The following is a 24,194-nucleotide window of genomic DNA, read 5'->3' as shown; positions in this document are numbered from 1 at the left end:
AGGGGGCGGCCCGCGCCTACGTCCCGCCGAGCACCCCGCAGGAGCAGCAGCTCTGCGACCTGGTCGCCCAGGTGCTCAAGGTCGAACGGGTCGGCATGACCGATGACTTCTTCGACCTTGGCGGCGAATCCCTGACCGCCACCAGTCTCGCCAGCAGGATCGGCAAGACGTTCGGCGTCACGGTGACCATCCGGGCGATCTTCGAAGCGGGCGACATCGACGAGCTGGCACGCACGGTGAAGAACGCGTCCGCCAGCAGCCGCCCCAAGCTGCGCAGGGTCGACCGCAGCGCCTTGGAGTGACCGGAACGCCATGGGCCCAACCGGGACCACCCCGGCGGGCGCCTCGGCGTCACCCGGGACTGCCCCCGCGTGACACCGCCCAGCGGTCGCGCGTGAGCTTCTTCCACGCCGTCGTACCGATCCGCCCGGTGCTCCCTACGTCGATGCCCCCGTGCGGGGTGATGGTCCTCGCGGGAGCGCCCGGCGCGGCGACGACCCGCAGATGAGGGGCGAGGACCGCGGGGTTCCTGGTGTCGGTGTAGGTGTTGCGCCACACCACGGCGACCGTCGCGGACTCGCCGCGCCCGAGCCTCACCGGGTGCGGGCCGGGGTCGGGCACGCCGGTGGTGATCTGTTCCGTGCCCTTCAGGGGCCGTACGTCGAGGGGTTCGCGGTCGCCGTCGAGCGCCCGCAGGTCCGGGTAGCCGTCGAGGCGGTAGGTGCCGGTGCCGCAGTGTGTCGCCGTCACCGTCATCGCGCGCAGGCCCATGGCCGCGTCGACGGGGCCGGGTTCGACCAGAAGGCCGGACCTGCCGGAGCAGTCGCGGGACGCCTCCGCCGGTCGGTCGGGGATCTCGGCAGCGGCCGACGGGACACCGTACCGGGGCGCGCCGGAGTCCAGGTCGTCCGGTTCCAGTTTGTCCGGGGTGACCTCGAAGGAGGGGGTCGTCGGCCCGGCGGACGGGGGCAGGCCGCCCTGGCCCGCCACCCGCGTCGCGGGGCCGCCGGCGTCGTCCCTGCCGGACCCGCCCGACCCGCACCCGGCGGCGAGCAGGACGAGGGCGCAGAGGGCGACGGCGTGGCGCGGCGCGAGAGGAGTCACGCCGGGATCATGCCATGCGCGCCCGCACACCCGTTCGCGTCCGTGGCGGCACGCCTTGAACGGGCGGCCGTTCCGGTCAGGTGAGCGCCGGGATGATCTCCGCGCCGTAGGCGTCGATGACGGCCTCCCGCGCGTCGTGCATGGCGTACAGGGCGAACTGGTCCACGCCGAGGTCCTTGAGGGTGCGCAGCTTGTCGATGTGCGCGGCGGCGGGCCCGAGCAGACAGAAGCGGTCCACGATCTCGTCGGGCACGAAGGCGGTGTCGGGGTTCCCTGCGCGCCCGTGGTGCCGGTAGTCGTAGCCCGCACGCTGCTTGATGTACGCGGTGAGCGCCTCCGGGACCATCGCGGAGTGCTCACCGTACTTGGTGACGAGGTCGGCGACGTGGTTGCCGACCATCCCGCCGAACCACCGGCACTGCTCGCGGGCGTGGTCCAGATCGGCGCCGACGTAGGCGGGCGCCGCCACGCAGACGGTGACGGCCGACGGGTCGCGTCCCGCGTCGGCGGCGGCAGCGCGCACCGCCTTGACCATCCACTCCGTCAGATAGGGGTCCGCGAGCTGGAGGATGAACCCGTCGGCCTTCTGCCCGGCGAGCGCGAGGGCCTTCGGGCCGTACGCGGCCATCCACACCGGCAGCCTGCCGTCCCGCACCCAGGGGATGCGCAGGCGCTGCCCGTCGACGTCGGCCTCCCGGCCCTCGGCGAGGTCGCGTACTGCGTCGATGCACTCGCCGAGGCGCGCCAGGGTGTTCGGGCGGCGGCCCGCGACACGCATCGCGGAGTCGCCGCGGCCGATGCCGCACACGGTGCGGTTGCCGTACATGTCGTTGAGCGTGGCGAAGGTGGAGGCGGTGACCTCCCAGGTCCTGGTGCCCGGGTTGGTCACCATGGGTCCGACCGTGAGGTGGTCGGTGTGCTCCAGGATCCGGCTGTAGATCACGAACGGTTCCTGCCACAGGACCGCCGAGTCGAAGGTCCAGCCGTAGCGGAAGCCGCTGCGCTCCGCGCGCCGCATCAGGCCGACCACCTCGGAGGCGGGCGGGTCGGTCTGCAGGACGAGTCCGAAATCCACGAGGGGACCTCCTTGCTCGATGGCGGTGAGGGCCTGACCCAGGTGCGAGGCCTAGGGCGTGTCCGATGGGTCGGCCACGCCCTAGTCCAGGTACTGGCAGGTGGCGCGCGGGGTGTAGACGCCGTGACCGGCTCGCCCGGTGAACTCCCGCCCCTCGACGACGAGTTCACCGCGCGAGAGGACGGTCTCGACGCGGCCGGTGACCTGTCTGCCCTCGTACGCCGAGTAGTCGACGTTCATGTGGTGGGTCTCGGCGGAGATCACCTGGGTCGCGGCGGGGTCGTAGACGACGACGTCGGCGTCCGCGCCCGGCGCGATCGTGCCCTTCTTCGGGTAGAGGCCGAACATGCGGGCCGGCGTCGCGCAGGCGATCTCGATCCAGCGGCGGCGGCTGATGCGCCCGTCGACGACGGCCTGGTGCAGCAGGTCCATGCGGTTCTCGACCCCGGGCAGACCGTTGGGGATCTTGGAGAAGTCGCCGCGGCCCAGCTCCTTCTGGCCCGTGAAGCAGAACGGGCAGTGGTCGGTGGAGACGACCTGGAGGTCGTTGGAGCGCAGGCCGCGCCACAGCGCCGCCTGGTGCTCGCGGGGCCGCAGCGGTGTCGAGCACACGTACTTGGCGCCCTCGAAGTCCGGCTCGGCGAGGTTGTCGGTGGACAGGAACAGATACTGCGGGCAGGTCTCGCCGAAGACGGGCAGCCCCTTGTCCCGCGCGGCCGCGAGCTCCGCGACGGCCTCCTCGGCGGAGACGTGCACGACGTACAGCGGGGCGCCCGCGACCCGGGCGAGCTGGATCGCGCGATGCGTGGCCTCGGCCTCCAGGAGGACCTTCCTGACCTCGCCGTGGTGGCGGGGGTCGGTCTCGCCGCGCCGCAGGGCCTGTTCCACGAGGACGTCGATCGCGATGCCGTTCTCGGCGTGCATCATGATCAGTCCGCCGTTGTCGGCGGAGCGCTGCATGGCCCGCAGGATCTGCCCGTCGTCGCTGTAGAAGACGCCCGGGTAGGCCATGAACAGCTTGAAGGAGGTGATGCCCTCCTCCACGAGCAGGTCCATCTCCTTCAGCGTCCGGTCGTTGACGTCGGAGAGGATCATGTGGAAGGCGTAGTCGATCGCGCACTTGCCGTCGGCCTTGGCGTGCCAGGCGTCCAGACCCGAGCGCAGGGACCGGCCCACGGTCTGCACGGCGAAGTCGACGATGGTGGTGGTGCCGCCCCAGGCGGCGGCGCGCGTGCCGGTCTCGAAGGAGTCCGACGCGAAGGTGCCGCCGAACGGGAGCTCCATGTGCGTGTGGGCGTCGACTCCGCCCGGGACGACGTACTTCTCGCTCGCGTCGATGACGCGGTCCGCGGTCCAGGCCGCCGCGGCCTCGGTGCCGCGCGCGGCGAGCGCCGCGATCCTGCCGTCCTCGATCAGCACGTCGGCGTGCAGTTCCTCGGCGGCGGTGACGACGAGCCCGCCGCGGATCAGGGTGCGGGTACTCATGGTGATGCGCTCCCTAGGTGATACGTGTACGTACGCGGATGCTCTCTAGGCGTCCCGCAGGGCGTGTTCGAGGATCGCGGCGCCTTCCTCGGCTTCGGTGACCGTCAGCGAGAGCGGCGGTGCGATGCGCAGCACACTGGTGCTGTGCCCGCCGCCCTTGCCGATGAGCAGGCCGCCCTCGCGGGCCGCTTCGAGCACGGCGGCGGCCGCCTGCGGGTTCGCCTCGTCCGTGCCGGGCCTGACGAGTTCGATGCCGATCATCAGGCCGCGGCCGCGCACCTCGTGCACGAAGGGCACTTGCGCGCAGACGGCTCGCAGCCGCTCGATGAGCAGGCCGCCGACGCGTCGGGCGTTGCCCTGCAGATCGTGCTCCAGGAGGTACGTGAGGTTGGCGAGCCCCGCGGCCATCGTCACCGGTGAGCCGCCGAACGTGGAGATGGAGTTGGCGTCGAGGCTGTTCATGATCTCCGCGCGGCCGACGACACCGCCGATCGACATGCCGTTGCCGATGCCCTTGGCGAACGTGAGCAGGTCCGGCGGGCCCGACGCGCCGTGTGCCTGCCAGCCCCAGAAGTGGTCGCCGGTGCGGCCCCAGCCGGTCTGCACCTCGTCTGCGATCCACAGGACGCCGTGCTCGGCGAGGACGTCACGGAACGCGGCGTACAGGCCGTCGGGGGGCGAGGTGAAGCCGCCGACGCCCTGGACCGGCTCGGCGATCAGCGCGGCGACGCCCCGCGCCTGGCCGAGCATGTCCCGCAGATCCGCGACGCACGCCTCGATGAACTCGGCGTCGCTCAAGGCGGCGTAGGGCCCCCGGGTGCGGACGCCGCCGTGGACGTACAGCGTCTGCAACGGCGACAGGCTCGTGGGTGACCAGGTCTGGTTGCCGGTGATGCCGACCGCGGTGAAGGAGCGGCCGTGGTAGCTGTTGCGCATCGCCAGGATCTGGTTGGAGCGGCGGTGCGCGGTCGCGAGCAGCAGGGCCGTGTCGTTCGCCTCGGTGCCCGACGTCGTGAAGAACACGCGCGCGTCCGGGATGCCGGAGAGCGTGGCGACGCGCTCGGCGAGATCGACCATGGGGCGGTTCAGATAGAGCGTCGAGCTGTGGATGATCCGCCCCGCCTGGTCGGCCACGGCCTTGGTGACCTCGGGCAGTGCGTGGGCCGTCATGGTGGTGAGGATGCCGCCGAAGAAGTCCAGATAGCGGCGGCCCTCGGCGTCCCAGACGTGCCTGCCCTCGCCGTGGGTGAGTTCGAGCGGCGTGTCGTAGTACAGCGCGAGCCAGTCCGGCAGGACGGCCCGGTGTCGGCTGTGCAGGTCCTTCACGGTGTGACCAGCCCTTCGTACGCGTCCGGGCGGCGGTCCCGGTAGAACGCCCACTGTTCGCGGACCTCGTCGACCAGGCCGAAGTCGAGATCGCGCACGACGAGTTCCTCCGCCTTGTCGCTCGCCGGTTCGCCGACGAACTGCCCGCGCGGGTCCACGAAGTAACTCGTGCCGTAGAAGTCGTTGTCGCCGTACTCCTCCTGGCCGACGCGGTTGATCGCCGCCACGAAGTACTCGTTGGCGACGGCCGCCGCGGGCTGCTCCAGCTTCCACAGGTGGGCGGAGAGGCCGCGCGAGGTCGCGGAGGGGTTGTAGACGAGCTGGGCGCCGTTCAGGCCGAGCTGGCGCCAGCCCTCGGGGAAGTGCCGGTCGTAGCAGATGTAGACGCCGACGCGGCCGACGGCGGTGTCGAAGACGGGCCAGCCCACGTTGCCGGGGCGGAAGTAGAACTTCTCCCAGAATCCCTTGACTTGGGGGATGTGATGCTTGCGGTACTTCCCCAGACATCTGCCGTCGGCGTCGATGACGGCCGCGGTGTTGTAGTAGAAGCCGGACTGCTCGACCTCGAAGACGGGCACGACGATCACCATGCCGGTCTCCCGGGCGAGGTCCCGCATCCGGCGTACGGTGGGCCCGTCCGGCACCGGCTCCGCCCAGCGGTAGTGCTCGTTCTCCTGGACCTGGCAGAAGTAGGGAGCGTTGAAGACCTCTTGGAAGCCGATGACCTTCGCGCCCTGCCGAGCGGCTTCGCGGGCGTGCTCCTCATGCTTGGCGATCATGGATTCGGTGTCGCCGGTCCAGGTCGCCTGGACCAGTGCGGCGCGTACGACGTTGACCATGAGCTGCTCCTTCGACGGGACGTCAGAGAGCCTCTACGCCCGTAGACTTCGTGCGTAGACAGACGAACGTAAGCCCCATCGACGGCCTTGCCAAGACCATCGTCACATCACGGCACAGTCGATCATGTTTCGCACCCGGGCGGGTGAGGAACGGGCCCCCGGGGGCGTTCCGGGAGCCTTCCCGTCAGGTGGTGTACCCCGCGACACGCAGGGCGTGCACCAGGTCCCAATGGTGTTCGTCCGACGTCCCCTTGGCGCTCGCCAGGAGCAGCGGGATGAGCCGGGGCGGGTCGGTGTGGGCGCAGGCCGCGACGTCCTCGGCGGTGCGCACGCGTACGTACGCGTCGAGCAGCGCCCTGGCCTCGCGGACCCGGCCCGCGTCGCCGAGCGCGATCAGGGACTCGGCGATCTCCGGGGCGGGTCTGGCCACGCCCTGGCGCAGCAGCTTGCGGCAGTCCTCGGCGCGGCCCGCCCCCGCGAGCGCGTCGGCGACGGCGACGAGCTGGTCGGGCGGCAGCGAGGCGGCCTCCCACAGCAGGGTCGACCAGTCGGCGCCGAGTCCCGCGTGGTGCAGTTCCTCGGCGAACAGCGGCAGCCGCGCCGCGGGCCACCCCGCCGCCTCCACAAGCACCCCGTGCGCCTCCCCGCTGCGCCCCTCGCCACGCAGCCGGATCAGCGCCTCGACTGCGTCGGCGGTGACGCGTTCGTCGGTGGCGCGTTCGCCGGTGGCGCCTTCGTGGGTGGTGCCTCCGTGGGTGCCGCCTCCGTCCGTGCCGCCTCCGTCCGTGCCGCCTTCGTCCGTGACGCCTTCGTCGGTGACGGCGGGCCGGTCGCCCGGCGCCGGGCGCCGGGGATCGTCGGCGGCCGTACCGTCGGGCCGCGCGTAGCGCACGCCTCTTGGCGTGCGGGCGGGGCCCGTCTGCTCGCCCTCCGGCGCGGGCACGACCGTTCCGGCCTCGTCGTCCGCCGCGACGACGAGTCCCGCGAAGCGGGCGCCTCGGGCGCCTCGGTCACCGCGGTCGCCGCGAGGGCGGCGGCGGGAGCCGGGTTGACGCGGGACGCGGGGGGTTCGCGAGGGCCCCGGGGTGGGGGCCGGGGACGAGTCGGAGCCGGAACCGGCCGTGGCCGTTCCGGCGGGCGTCACGGCGGTAGTGGCCTCGTGCCGCTCCGAAGCGCCACGGGCATCGAAGACGGGCCTCTCGGCGTCGTACCCGTCCTGGGCCCCCGGGGAGTCGTGCGTGCCGTACGCGCGGCTGTCGTGCCCGCCGTGGAGGCCGTGGGCGTCCGGCGTACCGTACGCGCCGTCGGGGCCGTGTGTGTCCGTCATGCCGTACGCGCCTTCGGGGCCCCGCTCGCCGCCCTGCCCGTCGGCGCCCCCCGCACCGTATGCACCGTACGAATCCCGCACGCCGTACACACCGTGCGTCTCGTACGCCCCGTACGCCCCGTACGCGTCGTTCAAGTCATCCGCGGCCGCGTGCTCATCGGCCGGGGCCAGGGCCGGGCCGCCCGAGCCGCCCGGGCCGCTCCCGGCCTCGGGCCCGGGCTGCCCGAACTCCACCCACTGGGGCGCCCGCACCCGGTCGAGCCGCTCCATGCGGGCCTGGAGTTCGGCGCAGCGGGCGACGGCACGCTCATGGTCGTCGCGTACCCACGCCAGGTCCAGGTGGATGCGTTCCACCTCGTCGTCCGTGGCGGCGACGGCAAGGGCGCGAGCGAGTTCCTGCTGGCGCTCCTGGGCGAACCGCTGCTCCTGGAGCATCAGGTCGAGCCGGTCGCTCAGGAGCTCCCTGCCGCCGGGCCCGCGGTCGTACGCGGCGACGGACGCCGCGTGCAGCGTGCGCGCCCGCACGGTCTCCTGCTGCACCGCGCCCACGCCGATGGCGGCCGCGAGGTCGTGCAGCAGCGCCTGCACCACGTCCCAGGGCGGCACCTCGGCGCCCTCCAGGCAGGCCCGCATACCGTCCGGGTCACGGGACCAGAACACCCCGCACCACCCGTCGTCCTGATCGAGCCGCGCCAGGAGCTGATTCAGGTACTTCGCGAACTCACGGACCTGGTCCGGGAGTTGTCCCACTGCCATCGTCAGGCACCGCCCCCTGGGAGACTGGAAGTCTGCCGGTCCGGAAGATAACACCAGACGCGTTACGGGACGGCCGCACGCGGTTTTCCAAAGGCTCTGTTAATTACTTGGACGTGCGCCGAGAAGCGTGGCTAGTCTGCGCACATGTCCAGTCCTGAGGCGAGCAGACGCTAGCCACCGGCGTGCCGGTGGCCGCCACCTGATGCCGCCGCGGGGCTGCCGTGCTGTCCGCACCCGCCCGCGTCGACCCCCGCGCCACCGGATCGCCACAGTGCCGTAGTCACGGACTGCCCTCTTCTTCTCCCTTTCCTTCCTTTCCTCACCCGCGCGCGGCCACCGCCGTACGACCCGCGCCGCCCGGTGCCGCTCCGTGCTGCCCAGCGCCGCCCGGTGCTGCCCGGTGCTGCCCGGTGCTGCCCGGTGCTGCCAGGTGCCGTCCGCGGGTGAGTCGATCCACGATGTGGTTGCGGAGTCTCGCTGTGCCATTCGTCCTGTATCTGCTCGCTCTCGCCGTGTTCGCCCAGGGCACGTCCGAGTTCATGCTGTCCGGCCTGGTGTCGGACATCGCCGCCGACATGGCGGTGTCGGTCCCGGCCGCCGGGGCACTGACCTCGGCCTTCGCCATCGGAATGATCGTCGGGGCGCCCCTGCTCGCGGCCCTTGGCCTGCGCCGGCAGCGCCGCCGCGCGCTCCTCGGCTTTCTGGCCGCGTTCCTGCTCGCCCATGTGGTGGGCGCCCTGACGACCAGCTTCGGGGTGCTGCTCGCCACCCGCGTCGCCGGCGCCCTCGCCAACGCCGGATTCCTGGCCGTCGCGCTCACCACGGCGACCGCCCTGGTACCGCCGGACGCCAAGGGCCGGGCCACCTCGGTCCTGCTCGGCGGCACCACCCTCGCCTGCGTCGCGGGCGTCCCTGGCGGTGCGCTGCTCGGCCAACTGTGGGGCTGGCGCGCCGCGTTCTGGGCGGTGGCGCTGATCACGCTGCCCGCACTCGTCGCCGTCGCCCGCGCCCTACCGGCGGACACCCCCGCCGCCGGAGCCGTACCGGCAAAAGGCCCCGCCCCCGCCCCCGCGCACCTGCGGGCCCGTACGGAACTGCGGGCCCTGCGTACGCCCCGGCTCCTGGTCACCCTGCTGCTCGGGGCCCTCGTCAACGGCGCGACCTTCTGCGTCTTCACCTACCTGGAACCGCTGGCGACGCATGTCACCGGCATCGGTGACGCGTGGGTCCCCGTGCTCCTCGCCCTGTTCGGGCTCGGCTCCTCGGTCGGGGTGGCGCTCGGCGGGCGCCTCGCCGACAGCCGTCCGGTGCCGTTGCTTGTGGGCGGCACGGTCGCGCTGCTCGCCGGGTGGGTGGTGTTCGCCCTCATGGCGGGGAACCCGGTGGCTGTGGTCGTGTGCGTCTTCGTCCAGGGCGCGCTGTCGTTCGCCGTCGGCTCCACCCTGATCTCCCAGGCGATGTACGCGGCCGCGCGGGCACCGACGCTCGCGGGCGGTTTCGCCACCGCCGCCTTGAACCTCGGCGCGGCCCTCGGGCCGTGGGCGGGCGGCCGGGCGATCACCGGGGGCCTCGGCTACCGCTCGCCGCTGTGGGTCGGCGCCCTCCTGGTGACGCTGGCGCTGGTCACGGCGGGCACGGCGTGGGTGGCCGGGGGCCGACGCGGCCGCGCCGAGGGCAGGAAGGAGGCCTCCCCGGCCGCCTGAGGGTCAGGCCCGGCAGCCGCACGCCGTCATCCGGGAAGGCGTCACACGGGAACCGGAACCGGCGTGCACTGCTGGGCCACCTCGTCCATCGAGAGGCCGAGGGCGCCCGCTAGCGCGGCGACGGTGAAGAAGGCGGGGGTGGGTGCCCGGCCCGTCTCGATCTTCCGCAGCGTCTCCGCCGAGATTCCGGCGGTCGCGGCGACCTCCACCATGCTGCGCTCGCCGCGCGCGGCCCGCAGCAGCCGGCCGAGCCGCTCGCCGCGTTCATGCTCTTGGGGGGTAAGGGGGGTGCGCACCATGAGCCCATGCTACCCCAACACCCATTCAAATACCGGTATAGTAATTGGCGTGGTCGAGCTCACCCGCGGGCCCCGCGGGAGGCCCGTCCCGATCTAGCCCCGCGCCTTGGACTTCTCCGAGTCCTCGGCGGGGAAGAAGATCGTGCTCAGCAGGTAACGGTTGCGCTCCGGTGAGGGCTCGTTGGCGATCCGCCGCGCGACCACGTCGGTCATCTCGCGGGTCAGGTCCGCGACTTCCTCGGGGCTCAGCCATATGGTGCGCTGGCGGTAGCCCACCGCGTCCTCGGCCGGGTGCGCGCCCGGCCGGTCGAGGTAGGCGTTGAACTCGGCGATCAGGGTGGCCATGATCACGGCGAAAAGCTGCCGGTGCCCCTCGGGCGGCACGGCGGCCGCGGCGGCCGTACCCTCCTCGATCGGTGCCTCGCTCATGCGGAAACGTCGCTCGACGGCGCCGCGCACCCGCCGCTCCTCCTCGACCTCCAGCAGACCGTGGTCGGCAAGCAGGCTCACATGGCGGTAGAGAGTGGCCTTCGACGCGTCGGGCAGCAACGCGCACAACTGCGAGGTGGTCAGCCTCCGGCCGCCGGACATGGCGTGCATGATGCGCAACCGCAGGGGATGCAGGAGCAGTTCGAGCGAGTCCATGAGTATACGATCTCACAAGTGACACCGCTCTCACGGAGCGTGTCCGAGCCAGTCTTCCAGCGCCGGTGAAACCGTCCTCACGGCCGTCGGGACGGGCCGCCGCCGGGGCGTCGTCCCCCGCCCCGGAAGACCCGCGCCGCCCCACATCGGGACGGCGCGGACCTCCTCTTCCGTCGCGGGTAGCTACGGCTGCGGCCGCACCACCATCGCCGATCCGCCGCCCCTGCGTTCCTTCTCGGCCGCGGCTCGCCACTTGCCTCCCGGCAGCCGCTCCACACCAGTCGCAGCCCCGATCTCCGGGTTCTGCTTGAAGGAGTGGCCGATTGCCTCCAGACGGCGCTGCTCACCGCTGTCCCACAGGCCCGGTTCGAGCTCCGTCCGGGCGGCGTTGCGCTGGCTCGCGCGCGGCTCCGCGATCGCGTCGACCAGTGACAGGTCCCGGTCCAGGTAGCCGGTCAGGGTCTGTAGCACGGTGGTGATGATGGTCGCGCCACCGGGCGAGCCGAGCGCGACGACCGGCCGGTCGTTCTTGTCGAGCACGATGGTCGGCGCGAGCGACGAACGAGGCCGCTTCCCCGGGCCCGGCAGGTTCGGGTCGTGCACGGCCGGGTTGGCCGGCGCGAAGGAGAAGTCGGTCAGTTCGTTGTTGAGCAGGAAGCCACGCCCCGGGACGGTGATGCCGCTGCCGCCCGTCTGCTCGATGGTGAGGGTGTACGCGACGACGTTGCCCCACTTGTCGGCCACCGTCAGATGTGTGGTGTTCTCCCCCTCGTACGTGGTCGGGGCCGCCCTGCCGCCGTCGGCGCACGGCGCGGGGCGGCGCGGGTCGCCGGGCGCGAGCGGGCTCTTGAGCACCTTGTCGTCCTTGATCAGGCATTCGCGCGCGTCCGCGAACCGCTGCGAGAGGAGCCCCTTCCTCGGCACGTTCTCGAAGGCGGGGTCGCCCACCCAGCGCCCGCGGTCGGCGAACGCGATCCGGCTCGCCTCGATGAAGCGGTGCAGATAGCGGGCCTTCGACGCCTTGGAGAGGTCGGTGCGCTCCAGGATGTTCAGCGCCTCACCGACGGTGGTGCCGCCGGACGACGACGGCGCCATGGAGTAGACGCCGAGCCCGCGATAGGACGTCCTCGTGGGGGTGCGGCGCTCGACCCGGTAGTCGCGCAGGTCCTTCATGGAGAGGTCGCCGGGGCGGGCGGTGCGCCCGGAGTCCGGGTCCACGGGCGGCTTGTTCACGGTGCGGACCACGTCGCGCCCGAGTGGGCCGTGGTAGAGCGCGTCGACGCCCTCGTCCCCCAGCTCCTCGTACGTGCGGGCGAGGTCGGGGTTCTTGAACGTCGAGCCGACCACGGGCAGCTTCCCGCCGGGCAGGAAGAGGCGGGCGGTGGCGGGGAAGTCCGCGAACCGCGCGCGGTTGGACTTCGTCTGGTCGCGGAACGTCTCATCGACCTTGAAGCCCTTCCTCGCGAGCCGTTCGGCGGGTTTCAGGAGCGTGCCGAGGCGCTTGCTCCCCCAGGAGTCGAGCGCCTCCTGCCAGGTGGCGGGCGTGCCGGGGGTGCCGACGCCCAGGCCGCTCGTCACCGCTTGCGCGAACGGGATGGGCCTGCCGTCCTCCAGGAACAGCTTGGAGTCCGCGGTGCGCGGCGCGGTCTCGCGGCCGTCGAGGGTGCGCACTCTGCGGGACTCGGCGTCGTAGTACACGAAGTACCCGCCACCGCCGACCCCCGCCGAGTACGGCTCGGTCACCCCGAGTGCGGCCGCCGTGGCGACCGCCGCGTCCACGGCGTTGCCGCCCTTCCTCAGGACCTCGATGCCGGCGGCGGAGGCGTCCGGGTCGACGCTCGCCACCGCCCCGCCGTGGCCCGTGGCCACCGGCGTCTTCTCCGGGCTCGTCGCCCTCGTCATGGCCTGCTCGGGGTTGGTGCCCGATTGCGCTGTGCGCGAAGGCGAAGGGGGCGCGGCCGCACCGACCGTCATCAATGCCCCTCCGACCGCCCATAGCGTGAGATTGCGTACGACACCATGACGCATTCGTACCTCCAGTCAACAGCCGTCTGCGCAGGGTAACTTCGTGCACTCTGCCCCGCCACGGGCACATCGAACGTGGCTCCGAATGGCCGCTAGCATGCGCCCCCATGACTGAAGAGGTGCGCCTTCTCGCCGCCTGCCTGCTCGCCGCCGTCCTCGGTGCCGCGCTCGGCTGGTACTTCCGTACGTATCTGTGGAAGCGCAGACTCCGGCGCAAGCAGGCCTTCTTCGGCCTGCCGGACAACGCCGAGTCCCTGCTCGTCGTCAATCGCGAAGGGAGCAATCCGGAGCTCACGGTTTCGCGGCACGACGTCTTCTCGCTCCTGGAGCTGGCCCCGCTGATCAAGGAGTGCGGCGCGCACTCCCATCTGATCGCCCACGACGCGGTCCAGCAGGGCATCGGCGAGCGCACTGAGTTCTGCGTCGGCAATCCGGCGATCCACCGCCGCATGGCCGCGCACATGCACACGCTGCTTCCCGGGGTGCGCGTGAACGCCGACCCGGAGCCCGGCCCCGACCGGGGCGCCTTCCAGATCGGCAGCGAGCGCTACCGCATGGACGGAGGCAGCAGCGAGTACGTCATCCTGGCGCGCCTGACCGCCGGGCAGACGCCGGACACCCGTCCCGTCTTCCTCTTCTGCGGCCAGCGCGCGATCGCCAATCAGGCGGCGACCCGCTATCTGGCACGTCACCACGAGCGCCTCGCCCGCAAGCACGGCAGCGGCTCCTTCGTGCTGCTCCTGAAGGTGGTGAACTCGCAGGCGTACGGTCCCGACGTGGTCGAGCTCGTCGACGACGTGACCCGTACCGCCCAGGAGCCGATCCCGGCACCGCCGCAGCAGCGCACCTCGCACCGCGCCAAGTGACCACACACCAACGTCACGTATACCGCCAATGCCGCTAATGTGACGTAGTCGGCAATTTCCGGGCGCCGGGCAACCCGAACGGACCGTCCGCACTCTCTCTCCGGGCAGGCAGTGAACATTCGCACGGAGGTACGTTTCCTTGAGGTCCCGCAGGTCCCTGAGCTCGTCGAGCCACCGCTCCCTACGCCCCCGCCACGCCGCCGTAGCGGGCGTCGCGGTCCTTGCGGCGACCCTGTCCGCCTGCTCCGACGGCGATTCCGGCGGTGACTCCAAGGCCGCCGAGAAGCCGAAGGTCTCCGTGAACCTCACCGGCGAGAAGGCCAAGGCGGGCGTCCCTGTCACCGTGCGGCTCGCCACCGAGGACGCGCGCCTGAAGGACGTCACGGTCGCCGACGCCGAGGGCACGAAGCTGGCCGGCAAGGTGGCCGCCGACGGCCGCACCTGGACCTCCGCGCGCAAGGCGGCCCCGGGCACGAGCTACAGCGTGCGGGCCGTCACCGACAAGGGCGGCGAGGCGAAGCGGTCCTTCAGGACGGCCGCGCCCGAGCAGGTCAACAAGGTCACCATCACGCCGGGCAGCAATCTCAAGACCGTCGGCGTCGGCCAGCCGCTCTCGATCGTCTTCGACCACCCGGTCACGAACAAGGCCGAGGTGGAGAAGCACCTCAAGGTCAGCACGTCGAACAACACCACGGGCTCCTGGGGCTGGATCAAGAACTACGACGGCAAGGACCGCGTGGACTGGCGCCCCAAGGAGTACTGGAAGTCCGGCACGAAGGTGCGCCTCGACGCCGAGCTGAACGGCATCGACTCGGGCGATGGGGGCGGCTGGTTCGTACGCGACTACGACACCGCGGTCACCGTCGGCCGCAACCAGGTCGTCAAGGTCGACCTGGACAGCAAGACGGCGACGCTGACGCGGGACGGCAGGACGGTCAGGACGGTGCCGATGTCCGCGGGCACGCCGGGCGGCGAGAAGGCCTCCTGGGGCGGCACGTCGGTCCTGATGTCCAAGGAGGGCACGATCAACATGCGCTCCGAGACCGTCGGCCTCGGCGACAGCTACGACAAGATGGTCGACTACTCGATGCGGCTGACCTGGTCGGGCATGTACGCCCACGCGGCGCCCTGGAACGCCGCCTTCTTCGGTAACACCAACCACAGCTCCGGCTGCGTCGGTATGAGCACCTCCAACGCCTCCTGGATGTACGGCCAGGTCCAGGTCGGCGACCCGTTCGAGGTCTCCGGCTCCGGCTCCAAGGGCGTCCCGGACCCGGGCAACGGCTACGGCGAGTGGAACCTGTCGTGGGCGGACTGGCAGGGCAAGAGCGCGGTGCGCTGAGGCCGCGGACCCACGGCGGGAAACTCAAGCACTCAACTATCGTTACCGGTACGTAACTTACTGACGGGTTACCGGAGGTAAGCCCGCGCGGTTACCGTCGGGTCACTTTGCACTGGCACGAGTGAGGAGTGACCCGTGGGAACAGAGCGCAGAGGTCTGCGTACGACTGCCGTGACCGCGGCGTCGGCGACACTTGTCGCCGGCGCCGCGTTCGGCCTCACCCCCACCGCACAGGCGGCGCCCGCTGCCGCCACCGCAGGCGGGGTCCGCTTCGTGGACATCGCCGGGGACGGCGGCACGAAGCTGGCAGCCAACGTCGTCACCCCCGCGGGCGCCGGGAGCGGCGCGAGATACCCGGTCATCGTGCTGCCCACCAGTTGGGCCGTGCCGCAGATCGAATACCTCGCGCAGGCCAAGAAGCTCGCGGCGACCGGCTATGTCGTGGTCAGCTACAACTCCCGCGGCTTCTGGCAGTCCGGCGGCGAGATCGAGGTCGGCGGCCCCGAGGACATCGCCGACGCCTCCAAGGTCATCGACTGGGCTTTGGAGAACACCCCCGCGGACCCCGGCAGGGTCGGCATGGCGGGCGTCAGCTACGGCGCGGGCATCAGCCTCCTGGCCGCCGCGCACGACAAGCGCGTCAAGGCGGTGGGCGCCCTCAGCGGCTGGGGCGACCTCGTCGACTCCATCTACAGCGGCCGCACCCAGCACGTCCAGGCGGGCGCGCTGCTCGGCGGCGCCGGGCAGCTCACCGGCCGCCCGAGCGCCGAGCTCCGAACGATCCTGAAGGACTTCCTCGGCTCCCGACTCGACAAGGAACCCGAGATGCTCGCGTGGGGCGCCAAGCGCTCCCCCGCGACCTATCTGGACCGCCTCAACAAGAACGGCGCCGCGATCCTGCTCGCCAACGCCTGGGGCGACACCATCTTCCCGCCCAACCAGTACGCGAGCTTCTACGAGAAGCTGACGGGACCCAAGCGCCTGGAGTTCCGCCCCGGCGACCACGCCACGTCGGAGGCGACCGGACTGCTCGGCCTGCCCAACGACACCTGGACGAACACGCGGCGCTGGTTCGACCGCTACCTCAAGGGCGAGCGCAACGGCATCGACCAGGAGCAGCCGGTCCAGCTCAAGTCGCGCTCCACGGGCGGCTACGAGGGCTACCCGGACTGGAAGTCGGTCGGCGCGACCAGCAGGAAGATCGACCTCGCGGGCGGCACGACCGTGCATACGAACGTCGACTCCGGCGCCAACGGCGGCACCGTGCTGCTCTCCAACGCCCTCGACCAGTTCCTGAAGCTGCCGCCGGTGGCGTCGATCCCGCTGCTGCCGCGCCGCTACGCGGCCGTGTGGCAGTCGGAGCGGGCCGCGCGGGCGGAGCGGGTGCGGGGCACGGCGAAGCTGCACACCACGCTCACCAGCACCAAGGAGAGCGGAACCCTCGTCGCCCACCTCTACGACGTGGGCCCGCTCGGCCTCGGCAAGCTGGTCAGCAACGCGCCGTACACCTTCCACGGCAAGACTCCCGGCCAGCCGTTCGCCGTCGACCTGGAGCTGTTCTCCACGGCCTACGACGTCCCGGCGGGGCACCGGCTCGCCCTGGTCGTCGACACGGTCGACCCGCTCTACGCCGAGCACAACCCGTCCGGCGCGCAGCTGACCTTCTCCTCACCGAAGACCGACCCGTCGTACGTGTCGATCCCCCTGCGCGAGCAGTGATCTCCGGCTGCTGCCGGGCGGGCCTGGCCCTTCCCCGCTGCTGCTCCCGTCAGGGGCCTGGGGCCCTGGGAGGACCCCCGCCCGGCAGCAGCGTCCCTGGTTCGGCCGGGGCGACATCCACGGCCTCTGTCTTGGGACTGCGCTGCTGACGCTTGGACACCCGGTGGGCGAACCACGAAAGCAGCATGCACATCCCGATGTAGATCGGTGAGATCACCATGACCACGGGGATGAAAGGCAAATCGTAGTCGAGATTCGACGCGATGAGCTTCCCGGCGTGGAGGAACTCCTCATAGGTGATCAGATAGCCGAGCGAGGTGTCCTTCAGGGCCACGACCAACTGGCTGATGATGGCGGGCAACATGGCCCGCACCGCCTGCGGCACCAGGACGTACGACATGACCTGCGTCTTTCTCATGCCCAGCGCGTAGGCGGCCTCCCTCTGCCCGCGCTCCACCGAGTTGATGCCGGAGCGGAACACCTCGGCGAGCACGGAACCGTTGTAGAGCGTGAGCCCGGCGACAAGGGCCGGCAGCGGCTGGACCTTCAGCGCCACGAAGACGAAGAAGATCATCACGAGCACGGGCATCGCGCGGAAGAACTCCACGGCGACGGTGGCCACCCAGCGGACCGGCCGGTGCTCCGAGAGGCGTCCGGTGGCCAGGAGCCCGCCCAGGGCGAGCGCGAGCACCGCGGAGATCGCGAACGCCTTCAGGGTGTTGCCGAGCCCGCTCAGGAGCAGCTCCTGGATGCCCTGGTACTCGAAGGGCGCCCACTTGGTGCGGGTGAACTGGTCCGTGTCGAACAGCAGGTACACGGCCCAGCAGGCGAGAGCGACGATGAGCACGGTCGAGAGGACGCCGTAGAGCAGGTGCCTGCGGCGGGTTCTGGGGCCGGGGATGTCGTAGAGGGCGGTGGCCTCGGGAGTGGGGGCGGGAGCGGATGCGGTGGCGGTGGCGGTCATCGGGCGACTCCCCAGCGCTTTTCGAGGATGTTGAAGACGGCGCTGATGGCCAGCGTGATGATGAGGTAGCCGAGGGCGATCCAGACGAAGGTCCAGATGATGCTGTAGCCGAGTTCGTTGAGCGTCTTGTACGTGCCGAGCAGCTCGGTGACGCTGAAGGCGCCCGCGATGGCGGAGTTCTTGGCGAGCGCGATGAGCGTGGAGCCGACCGGTGCGATCACCGACCTGAAGGCCTGCGGCAGGACCACGCCGGACAGCGTCTGACCGAAGGTCATGCCGAGGCTGCGGGCGGCCTCCCCCTGCCCCCTGGGCACCGTGTTGATGCCCGAGCGCAGCGCCTCGCAGATGAACGCCGAGGTGTAGCAGCCGAGCGCGAGCACCGCGAACACCTTGAAGGGCAGCACGAGACCGAACCGCGGCAGGCCAAGCAGCACGGCGAAGAAGAGCAGCGTCAGCGGGGTGTTCCGCAGGATCGCCACCCACACGGCGCCGAACAGCCGGAAGGAGCCGACGGGCGCCACCCGGAAGGAGGCCATGAGGAAGCCGAGGGCGAGCGCGAGCAGTGCGGCGTACACGGTCAGTTCGAGGGTGCCGACGAAGCCCTCGCCGAAGGTGGAGAAGTTGTCGGTCAGTACGTCCATGACGCCTCCTCAGCTCGCCGGGTAGCGGTCGATGGGCGGCGGTTTCGGTGCCGGGACGCCGGAGAGGCCGAGGGTCGCGTCGTAGGCCTTCTTCCAGTCGCCGTTCTTCTCGCGGGCGGCGAGCGCGTCGTCGACGGCGAGCCTGAGCGCGTTGTCGCCCCGGGGTACGCCGATGCCGTACGGCTCCTCGGAGAAGGGCTTGCCGACCAGCTTCAGCTCGTCGGGCACCTTGGCCGCGTACCCGATGAGGATCGCGTCGTCGGTGGTGACGGCGTCGACCTGATAGGTCAGCAGATTGTCCACACACACGGAGTACGTGTCGTACGCGACGAGCGTCGCCTTCGGGTAGTCCTGCTGGATGCGCTGGTAGGGCGTGGAGCCCGCGGCGGAGCACACCTTCTTGCCCGCGAGGTCCCGCGGTCCCTTGATGTCGTCCTCGTCGTGCCGCACGAGCAGGCCCTGCCCCGCCATGTAGTAGGGGCCGCCGAAGCCGACGAGCTTCTTGCGGTTGTCGTTGATGGTGTAGGTGCCGACGTAGAAGTCGATCTGTCCGTTCTGCAACGCGGTCTCGCGGTTGGCGGAGGCGATCGTCCTGAACGAGATCCGGTCCGGGTCGAGACCGAGGGAGGCCGAGATCATCTTGGCGATCTCGATGTCGAAGCCGGAGTAGCGGCCGCTCGCCGGGTCCTTCTCGCCGAGGTAGGGCTGGTCCTCCTTGGCGCCGACCACGAACCGGCCCCGGCTCTCGGCCTTGCGCCAGGTGCCGGACTGCGGCAGGCGGAAGTCCTTCGCCACCCGGTACGTGGGCAGCTTCCCGGCGGCGGGGCCCTTGGTCGGAGGGCTGCCCTCCTTGCCGCAGGCGGCCGTGGCGAGGGCGGTGAGGACGAGCGCGGTGAACAGACGTGTCGTACGGAGCATGCCGGCCCCCGTCAGTGCTTGAGGATCTTGGAGAGGAAGTCCCTGGCGCGTTCGCTCTCGGGCCGGGTGAAGAAGTCCTCGGGGGCCCGGTCCTCGACGACGCGGCCGTCGGCCATGAAGACGACGCGGTTGGCCGCCGAACGGGCGAAGCCCATCTCGTGGGTGACGACGACCATCGTCATGCCCTCGCGCGCGAGCTGCTGCATGACTTCGAGGACCTCGTTGATCATCTCCGGGTCGAGGGCCGACGTCGGCTCGTCGAAGAGCATGACCTTGGGGTCCATGGCGAGCGCGCGGGCGATGGCCACGCGCTGCTGCTGGCCGCCGGAGAGCTGCGCGGGGTACTTCGCCGCTTGCGCGGAGAGGCCGACGCGCTCCAGGAGCTCGCGGGAGCGCCCGTCCGCCTCGTCCTTCTTGCGGCCCCTGACCTTGACCTGTCCCATGGAGACGTTCTGCAGCACGGTCTTGTGCGCGAAGAGATTGAACGACTGGAAGACCATGCCCACTTCGGCACGGAGCCGGGCGAGCGCCTTGCCCTCCTCGGGCAGTGGCTGTCCGTCGAGCCGGATCTGTCCCGACTGGATGGTCTCCAGGCGGTTGATGGTCCGGCAGAGCGTCGACTTTCCCGACCCCGAGGGGCCGATGACCACGACCACCTCTCCCTTGCCGACGGTGAGATCGATGTCCTGGAGGACATGGAGCTCCCCGTAGTACTTGTTCACGTCACGCAGCTCGATCAACGGATCGACGGTCATGCCCGGACCTGCCCATTCTGCTGTGTCGGTCAGCGCAAACTATCCACGCGAAAACGGGACTTATGGGACGACACGCACTTAGGGGCATTAACCGTATTTGAGGCTTCGTCGCCTCGCGGCTGCGTCTCCGATGCCTCGGCGTCGGCTACGTCTCGGCGTCGGCTATGTCTCGGCGTCGGCTACGTCTCCGACGCCTCCGCGTAGATCTGCGACAACTCGGGCGTTCCCTGCACCGCCCAATCGAGGCCCGCCGCGACCACCTGGATCTCCCGGCCCGAGGCGAGGCGCACCACCGGGGTACCGCCGGGCAGCACGTGCCAGACCGCGCCCGGCACGGTCCGCACGAGCACCGTGCCCAGATACAGGCCCGCGTCGTTGCCGAACCACGGGAGCGACTCCGCGTCGTCGCGCCAGTGCGGCGGCAGTTGGTCGAGGGCCGCCAGCGAACCCGGCGAGTCATCCAGTTCCAGACCGGCGGCGGCCGCCTGCGAGCGCAGCAGCTCACACTCGGAAAGGAGGTCGGCCACCCCACCTGGATTGTCCTCGAAGGCCGTCGTGAGCTGCACGCCCGGCTCGCTCGGGCGCCGCTTGCGCCACTTGTCCAGGAACGGAATGTTCATGACCGGTGCCTCTCCGTGGGGTGCCCGGCGGCTCCCGGGAGCACCGGGGCCGGCCGGACGGCGGATCCGCGTATCAAGGAATGTATCTCGCGGCAGTTCAGTGACGGGTGAAGGCCAAAATCGTGGCCAGGTTCATGGGGCGGCGGGTGGAGAGGTAGAGATAGGGGGCCGTGTGGTGCGGGCCCCGCAGTTCCACGCGCAGCGCGGTGGGCACATAGGCCCGCAGCAGGAGCAGCGCGTACGCGTTCGCCTTGTACGTACGCCACTCGAAGGCCTCGCCCGCGTCGAGGATCTCCGTGGTCCCGAGGTCGTCGATCGGGATGGCCCGGCCGCCCACGACGAGCGTCCCTGGCGTCACGACGATGCGGGCCGAGCCGTAGCGGTGGACCAGCGGGCCGAAGACCGCACCGACGAGGACCACCCCGGCCGCGGCGGCGACGGGCCCGAAGGGCAGCAGCAGACCGCCGAGGAGACAGCCCGCGAGCACGACGAGGAACCACCACGCGGCCGGGACAGTCAGGCGCTCATCGTAAAGATGCATGACGCCATCCTGGCACTGGTGTGCGGGTGGCCGACGCGGGGCCCGTGGAGCGGCGTGGCCCTGGGCCCTGGGCCACGCCGCGTTCACCGACGGCTGACTGACGGCTCTTCAGTTTCAGCACGCACCGCCCCGTACGTTGAGTCCGCTCCGGCGATTGAGGAGCGGGGTCTGGGGCGGAGCCCCAGTTCGGGAAGGGGCGGGGTGGGGGAAGGGTCAGACGTCCAGGTCCACCACCACGGGCGCGTGATCGGAAGCCCCCTTCCCCTTCCGCTCCTCGCGGTCCACATACGCGTCGGACACAGCCTTGGAGAACGCCTCGTTCCCATAGACGAGGTCAATGCGCATGCCCTTGTTCTTGGGGAAGCCGAGCTCGCGGTAGTCCCAGTACGTGAAGGGGCGGTCGTACTTCAGGGGGCGGGGGACGACGTCGTGGAGGCCGGTCTCGCGGAGGGAGGCGAGGGCGGCGCGCTCGGCGGGGGTGACATGGGTGGCGCCCTCGAAGAGGGAGGGGTCCCAGACGTCGTCGTCCGTCGGCGCGACGTTGTAGTCGCCGAGGACGGCGAAGGGGCGGGGGCCCGCGGCGTCGTCGGCGACGGCGGCCTTCAGGGCCTCGAACCAGGCGAGCTTGTAGGCGTAGTGCGCGTGGTCGACCTCGCGTCCGTTCGGCACGTACACCGACCAGACGCGGGCCGGGCCGCAGGTCGCGGCGATGGCGCGGGGCTCCTGCGCGCCGTCGTAGCCGGGGCCGTCGGCCAGGCCGGGCGTCACGTCGTCGAGGCCGACGCGGGAGATCACCGCCACGCCGTTCCACCGGCCGGTGGCGTTCACCGCCGACTCGTAGCCGAGCTCGCGCAGGGCCTCGGTGGGGAACTGCTCCAGGGTGCACTTGGTCTCCTGGACGCACAGCACGTCCGTGCCGGTCTTCTCCAGCCAGGCCAGGAGCCGGGGCAGACGGGCGGTGATCGAGTTCACGTTCCAGGTGGCAATCCGCATGGTCCCCAACCTACCCGGCACCACTGACAGTCCCCGGACCACCGCCCGCCCCGCCCCTCAGAGCCCGGCGGACTCCCCCGGTGTGAGCCGCACGTGGTCGGCTCCGCCGAGACGGCCCACGTGAGCGTCGTAGATGGGGCGTGCCAGGTCTGTGAGGAGGGCGTCGTGGATGTCGTAGGCGCGCCGCGGCTTGACCTCGCGGACGTAGTCGATCACCTCGGCGATCTTGTTCCAGGGCGCCATGACGGGAACGAGGAGCGTCTCCACCGAGTGCTCGGGCACCGTGAAGGCGTCGCCGGGGTGGAAGACGGTGCCGTCCAGGAGATAGCCGACGTTGGTGACGCGCGGCAGGTCGGGGTGGATCACGGCGTGCAGTTCGCCGTGGACCTGGACGTCGAATCCGGCGGCCGTGAACGTGTCGCCGTGGCCGACGGTGTGCACGCGGCCGGGGAAGGCGGCGGAGATCTGGGCGGCGACGGAGGCGAGGGTCCAGATCTCGGCGGCCGGATCGGCTTCGAGGGCGGCGCGCAACTGGCCCTCGTCGAAGTGGTCGGGGTGCTCGTGCGTGACGAGGATCGCTGCGGCGCCCACCGCAGCGTCCTGTTCGCTGAAGCCGCCGGGGTCGATGACGAGGCTCCGGCCGTCCTTCTCCAGGCGGACACAGGCGTGGGACTTCTTCGTGAGTTCGATACGAGACGTCGTCATGCCTCCCATCCTGCTCCTCGGGGCCGCCGGGTGCGGCCCCGAGGGCACGGCGGGGCTACTCCTGGGGGGTGGTCTCCTCGCGGATCACCTGCTGGGCGACGCGGAAGGCGCTGTTGGCGGTGGGAACACCGCAGTACACCGCGGCTTGCAGGAGCACTTCCTTGATCTCGGCGGGGGTGAGGCCGTTGCGGAGCGCGGCGCGGGTGTGGAAGGCCAGCTCCTCCTGGTGGCCGCCCGCGACGAGGGCCGTGAGCGTGACGCAGCTACGGGTGCGGCGGTCGAGGCCCTGGCGGTTCCAGACCTCGCCCCAGGCGTAGCGGGTGACCAGGTCCTGGAAGTCCTGCGAGAACTCGTCGGCGGCGGCGAGCGCCCGGTCGACGTGCGCGTCGCCGAGGACCTCACGGCGTACCTTCATGCCCGCCCCGTACAGGTCGGGGCGGTGATCCGTGGCCTCGGGCTGCTCCACCGACGCCACCTCGGCGACGGGAGCGGCGGGCGGCGGTGCGAGCACCGGCTTGACGGGCGGCGCCACGATGGCGTGCTGGCCGGTGGCGAACGCGTCGGGGGCGGCCTGCCAGGCGCTGGTGAAGTGGCGTACGAGGAGGTCGGTGACCGCGACGGGCTGTTCCACGGGGGCCAGGTGGGAGGCGCCCGGCACCACGGCGAGGCGGGCGTCGGGGATGCCCGCGACCAGGGTGCGGGCCTCGGCCTGCCCCGTCACCTGGTCCTCGGAGCCGACCAGGACGAGGGTCGGCACTCCTATGCTGGCAAGCTCCGGACGGATGTCGAAGGCGGCGAGCGCCTCGCACGCGGCGATGTAGCAGCCGGGGTCGGTCGTGCGCACCATCTGTACGGCCCAGTCGGTGATGGCGGGCTGCGCGGCGGCGAAGCCGGGCGTGAACCAGCGCTCGGGCGAGCTGCGGGCGATGGGGTCGAGGCCGTTGGTGCGGACGATGACGCCGCGCTGGCGGAACTCGTCGGCGGTGCCGAACCGCGGTGACGCGGCGATCAGCGCCAGCGAGGCGACGCGGTGCGGGTACCGCAGCGCGAGCTCCGCGCCGATCGCGCCGCCGAGCGCGCAGCCCGCGTACCCGAAGCGCTGCACCCCCAGCTCGTCGAGGGTGCCGAGCAGTTGGGCGGCCAGCTCTCCGACGGAGTCCACGGAGTGGGCGGGGGCACCGCCGTGCCCCGGCATGTCGAAGCGGAACACCCGCCAGTGCTTGCTCAGCTCGGGCACCTGTCGGTCCCACATGTGCCAGGTGGTACCCAGTGAGGCACCCAGGATCAGGACCGGGGCGTCTTCTGGCCCGTCAAAGCGGTATTGCAGGGTGTTCATCGGTGTCTCACTCACCCGCCCGACCCTCTCATCAGTCACGAAAAGTCACGTCGCCGGGGTGAACCTATCGGGACTTGGCCCCCTCGCGACGGCAGGTACGTCGCTGCCGGAACCCTTGAGGGGAGTGTGGTGGCACGGACGAGGCTCGGCGGGACCACCTGAAGACCTTCCACAATCCCGCCCTTGCCCGGTGGGAAGACTTGGCCGGGT

23 protein-coding genes are annotated in these 24,194 nt (G+C 71.1%); 5 read left to right on the top strand and 18 right to left on the bottom strand.

What is annotated here, in order from left to right; translation table 11 throughout:
* Nucleotides 1-302, top strand: a 302-nt coding sequence (locus tag IG78_RS0120130; protein ID WP_030565158.1) for a phosphopantetheine-binding protein, incomplete at its 5' end; no start/stop codon positions are given.
* Between the two features lie 49 nt (nt 303-351).
* Here the strand turns inward: IG78_RS0120130 and IG78_RS51420 are convergent.
* The 6 genes from IG78_RS51420 to IG78_RS0120100 form a co-directional block, all read right to left on the bottom strand.
* The gene (locus IG78_RS51420; RefSeq protein WP_051852787.1) at nt 352-1,104 is read right to left on the bottom strand and encodes a DUF4232 domain-containing protein; all 753 of its coding nucleotides are present in this window, start codon (nt 1,102-1,104) and stop codon (nt 352-354) included.
* 76 nt (nt 1,105-1,180) lie between these two features.
* Nucleotides 1,181-2,179 (bottom strand): TIGR03842 family LLM class F420-dependent oxidoreductase, encoded by a 999-nt coding sequence (locus IG78_RS0120120; RefSeq protein ID WP_030565156.1) that lies wholly within the window; start codon nt 2,177-2,179, stop codon nt 1,181-1,183.
* 81 nt (nt 2,180-2,260) lie between these two features.
* Nucleotides 2,261-3,664, bottom strand: coding sequence for a dihydropyrimidinase (gene hydA / locus IG78_RS0120115; protein ID WP_030565155.1), 1,404 nt, complete (start codon nt 3,662-3,664; stop codon nt 2,261-2,263).
* 45 nt (nt 3,665-3,709) lie between these two features.
* Complete coding sequence (locus IG78_RS0120110) at nt 3,710-4,990, bottom strand: aspartate aminotransferase family protein (protein WP_030565153.1); 1,281 nt, start codon at nt 4,988-4,990, stop codon at nt 3,710-3,712.
* Nucleotides 4,987-5,829, bottom strand: coding sequence for a nitrilase-related carbon-nitrogen hydrolase (locus IG78_RS0120105; RefSeq protein ID WP_030565151.1), 843 nt, complete (start codon nt 5,827-5,829; stop codon nt 4,987-4,989). The genes IG78_RS0120110 and IG78_RS0120105 overlap by 4 nt, the downstream gene beginning before the upstream one ends.
* Nucleotides 5,830-6,013: 184 nt before the next feature.
* On the bottom strand, nt 6,014-7,912 hold the full coding sequence (locus tag IG78_RS0120100) for a hypothetical protein (protein WP_030565149.1): 1,899 nt from the start codon (nt 7,910-7,912) through the stop codon (nt 6,014-6,016).
* A gap of 479 nt (nt 7,913-8,391) precedes the next feature.
* Between IG78_RS0120100 and IG78_RS0120095 the strand changes: the two genes are divergently transcribed.
* Nucleotides 8,392-9,615 carry a Cmx/CmrA family chloramphenicol efflux MFS transporter gene (locus IG78_RS0120095; protein WP_030565147.1) on the top strand — a complete coding sequence of 408 codons (1,224 nt, stop codon included), beginning with the start codon at nt 8,392-8,394 and terminating at the stop codon, nt 9,613-9,615.
* Nucleotides 9,616-9,656: 41 nt separating this feature from the next.
* On the opposite strand, the gene IG78_RS0120090 is transcribed toward IG78_RS0120095, so the two are convergent.
* From IG78_RS0120090 to ggt, 3 genes are all read right to left on the bottom strand, one after another.
* On the bottom strand, nt 9,657-9,914 hold the full coding sequence (locus tag IG78_RS0120090; protein WP_030565145.1) for a helix-turn-helix domain-containing protein: 258 nt from the start codon (nt 9,912-9,914) through the stop codon (nt 9,657-9,659).
* 93 nt (nt 9,915-10,007) lie between these two features.
* Nucleotides 10,008-10,559 (bottom strand): helix-turn-helix domain-containing protein, encoded by a 552-nt coding sequence (locus tag IG78_RS0120085; protein ID WP_030565143.1) that lies wholly within the window; start codon nt 10,557-10,559, stop codon nt 10,008-10,010.
* A 183-nt stretch (nt 10,560-10,742) separates the two neighbouring features.
* Nucleotides 10,743-12,587, bottom strand: a complete 1,845-nt coding sequence (gene ggt / locus IG78_RS0120080) for a gamma-glutamyltransferase (protein ID WP_030565141.1) — start codon at nt 12,585-12,587, stop codon at nt 10,743-10,745.
* Nucleotides 12,588-12,691: 104 nt separating this feature from the next.
* Here ggt and IG78_RS0120075 point away from each other — a divergent pair, with 104 nt between their 5' ends.
* The 3 genes from IG78_RS0120075 to IG78_RS0120065 all read left to right on the top strand — a co-directional run bounded on the left by IG78_RS0120075 (nt 12,692) and on the right by IG78_RS0120065 (nt 16,511).
* On the top strand, nt 12,692-13,450 hold the full coding sequence (locus tag IG78_RS0120075; protein WP_030565139.1) for a hypothetical protein: 759 nt from the start codon (nt 12,692-12,694) through the stop codon (nt 13,448-13,450).
* A gap of 139 nt (nt 13,451-13,589) precedes the next feature.
* Entirely contained in the window at nt 13,590-14,792 is a 1,203-nt protein-coding gene (locus tag IG78_RS0120070) for a L,D-transpeptidase (protein WP_051852785.1), read from the top strand.
* Nucleotides 14,793-14,927: 135 nt separating this feature from the next.
* Nucleotides 14,928-16,511 carry a CocE/NonD family hydrolase gene (locus IG78_RS0120065; protein ID WP_030565135.1) on the top strand — a complete coding sequence of 528 codons (1,584 nt, stop codon included), beginning with the start codon at nt 14,928-14,930 and terminating at the stop codon, nt 16,509-16,511.
* 49 nt (nt 16,512-16,560) lie between these two features.
* On the opposite strand, the gene IG78_RS0120060 is transcribed toward IG78_RS0120065, so the two are convergent.
* The 9 genes from IG78_RS0120060 to pcaDC all read right to left on the bottom strand — a co-directional run bounded on the left by IG78_RS0120060 (nt 16,561) and on the right by pcaDC (nt 23,999).
* Entirely contained in the window at nt 16,561-17,475 is a 915-nt protein-coding gene (locus tag IG78_RS0120060) for an amino acid ABC transporter permease (RefSeq protein ID WP_030565133.1), read from the bottom strand.
* Nucleotides 17,472-18,116, bottom strand: a complete 645-nt coding sequence (locus IG78_RS0120055; protein WP_030565131.1) for an amino acid ABC transporter permease — start codon at nt 18,114-18,116, stop codon at nt 17,472-17,474. The genes IG78_RS0120060 and IG78_RS0120055 overlap by 4 nt, the downstream gene beginning before the upstream one ends.
* A 9-nt stretch (nt 18,117-18,125) precedes the next feature.
* On the bottom strand, nt 18,126-19,034 hold the full coding sequence (locus tag IG78_RS0120050) for a glutamate ABC transporter substrate-binding protein (protein ID WP_030565129.1): 909 nt from the start codon (nt 19,032-19,034) through the stop codon (nt 18,126-18,128).
* Between the two features lie 11 nt (nt 19,035-19,045).
* A complete protein-coding gene (locus IG78_RS0120045; protein ID WP_030565127.1) occupies nt 19,046-19,789 on the bottom strand; it encodes an amino acid ABC transporter ATP-binding protein in 744 nt (247 codons plus the stop codon).
* A gap of 179 nt (nt 19,790-19,968) precedes the next feature.
* Nucleotides 19,969-20,409, bottom strand: coding sequence for a DUF6278 family protein (locus IG78_RS0120040; protein ID WP_030565125.1), 441 nt, complete (start codon nt 20,407-20,409; stop codon nt 19,969-19,971).
* A gap of 97 nt (nt 20,410-20,506) precedes the next feature.
* Nucleotides 20,507-20,950, bottom strand: coding sequence for a DUF3093 domain-containing protein (locus IG78_RS0120035; RefSeq protein ID WP_030565123.1), 444 nt, complete (start codon nt 20,948-20,950; stop codon nt 20,507-20,509).
* 213 nt (nt 20,951-21,163) lie between these two features.
* On the bottom strand, nt 21,164-21,943 hold the full coding sequence (locus IG78_RS0120030) for an exodeoxyribonuclease III (RefSeq protein WP_030565121.1): 780 nt from the start codon (nt 21,941-21,943) through the stop codon (nt 21,164-21,166).
* Between the two features lie 57 nt (nt 21,944-22,000).
* Nucleotides 22,001-22,633 (bottom strand): MBL fold metallo-hydrolase, encoded by a 633-nt coding sequence (locus tag IG78_RS0120025; protein ID WP_037685755.1) that lies wholly within the window; start codon nt 22,631-22,633, stop codon nt 22,001-22,003.
* Nucleotides 22,634-22,703: 70 nt separating this feature from the next.
* A complete protein-coding gene (pcaDC, locus tag IG78_RS0120020) occupies nt 22,704-23,999 on the bottom strand; it encodes a bifunctional 3-oxoadipate enol-lactonase/4-carboxymuconolactone decarboxylase PcaDC (RefSeq protein ID WP_030565117.1) in 1,296 nt (431 codons plus the stop codon).
* Between the last annotated feature and the right edge of the window lie 195 nt (nt 24,000-24,194).

Source organism: Streptomyces aureocirculatus, assembly GCF_000720475.1.
In the GTDB taxonomy this organism is placed as follows: domain Bacteria; phylum Actinomycetota; class Actinomycetes; order Streptomycetales; family Streptomycetaceae; genus Streptomyces; species Streptomyces aureocirculatus.
The sequence above is the reverse complement of the archived record's forward strand: the minus strand, read 5'-3'. Positions and strand labels throughout refer to the sequence as shown.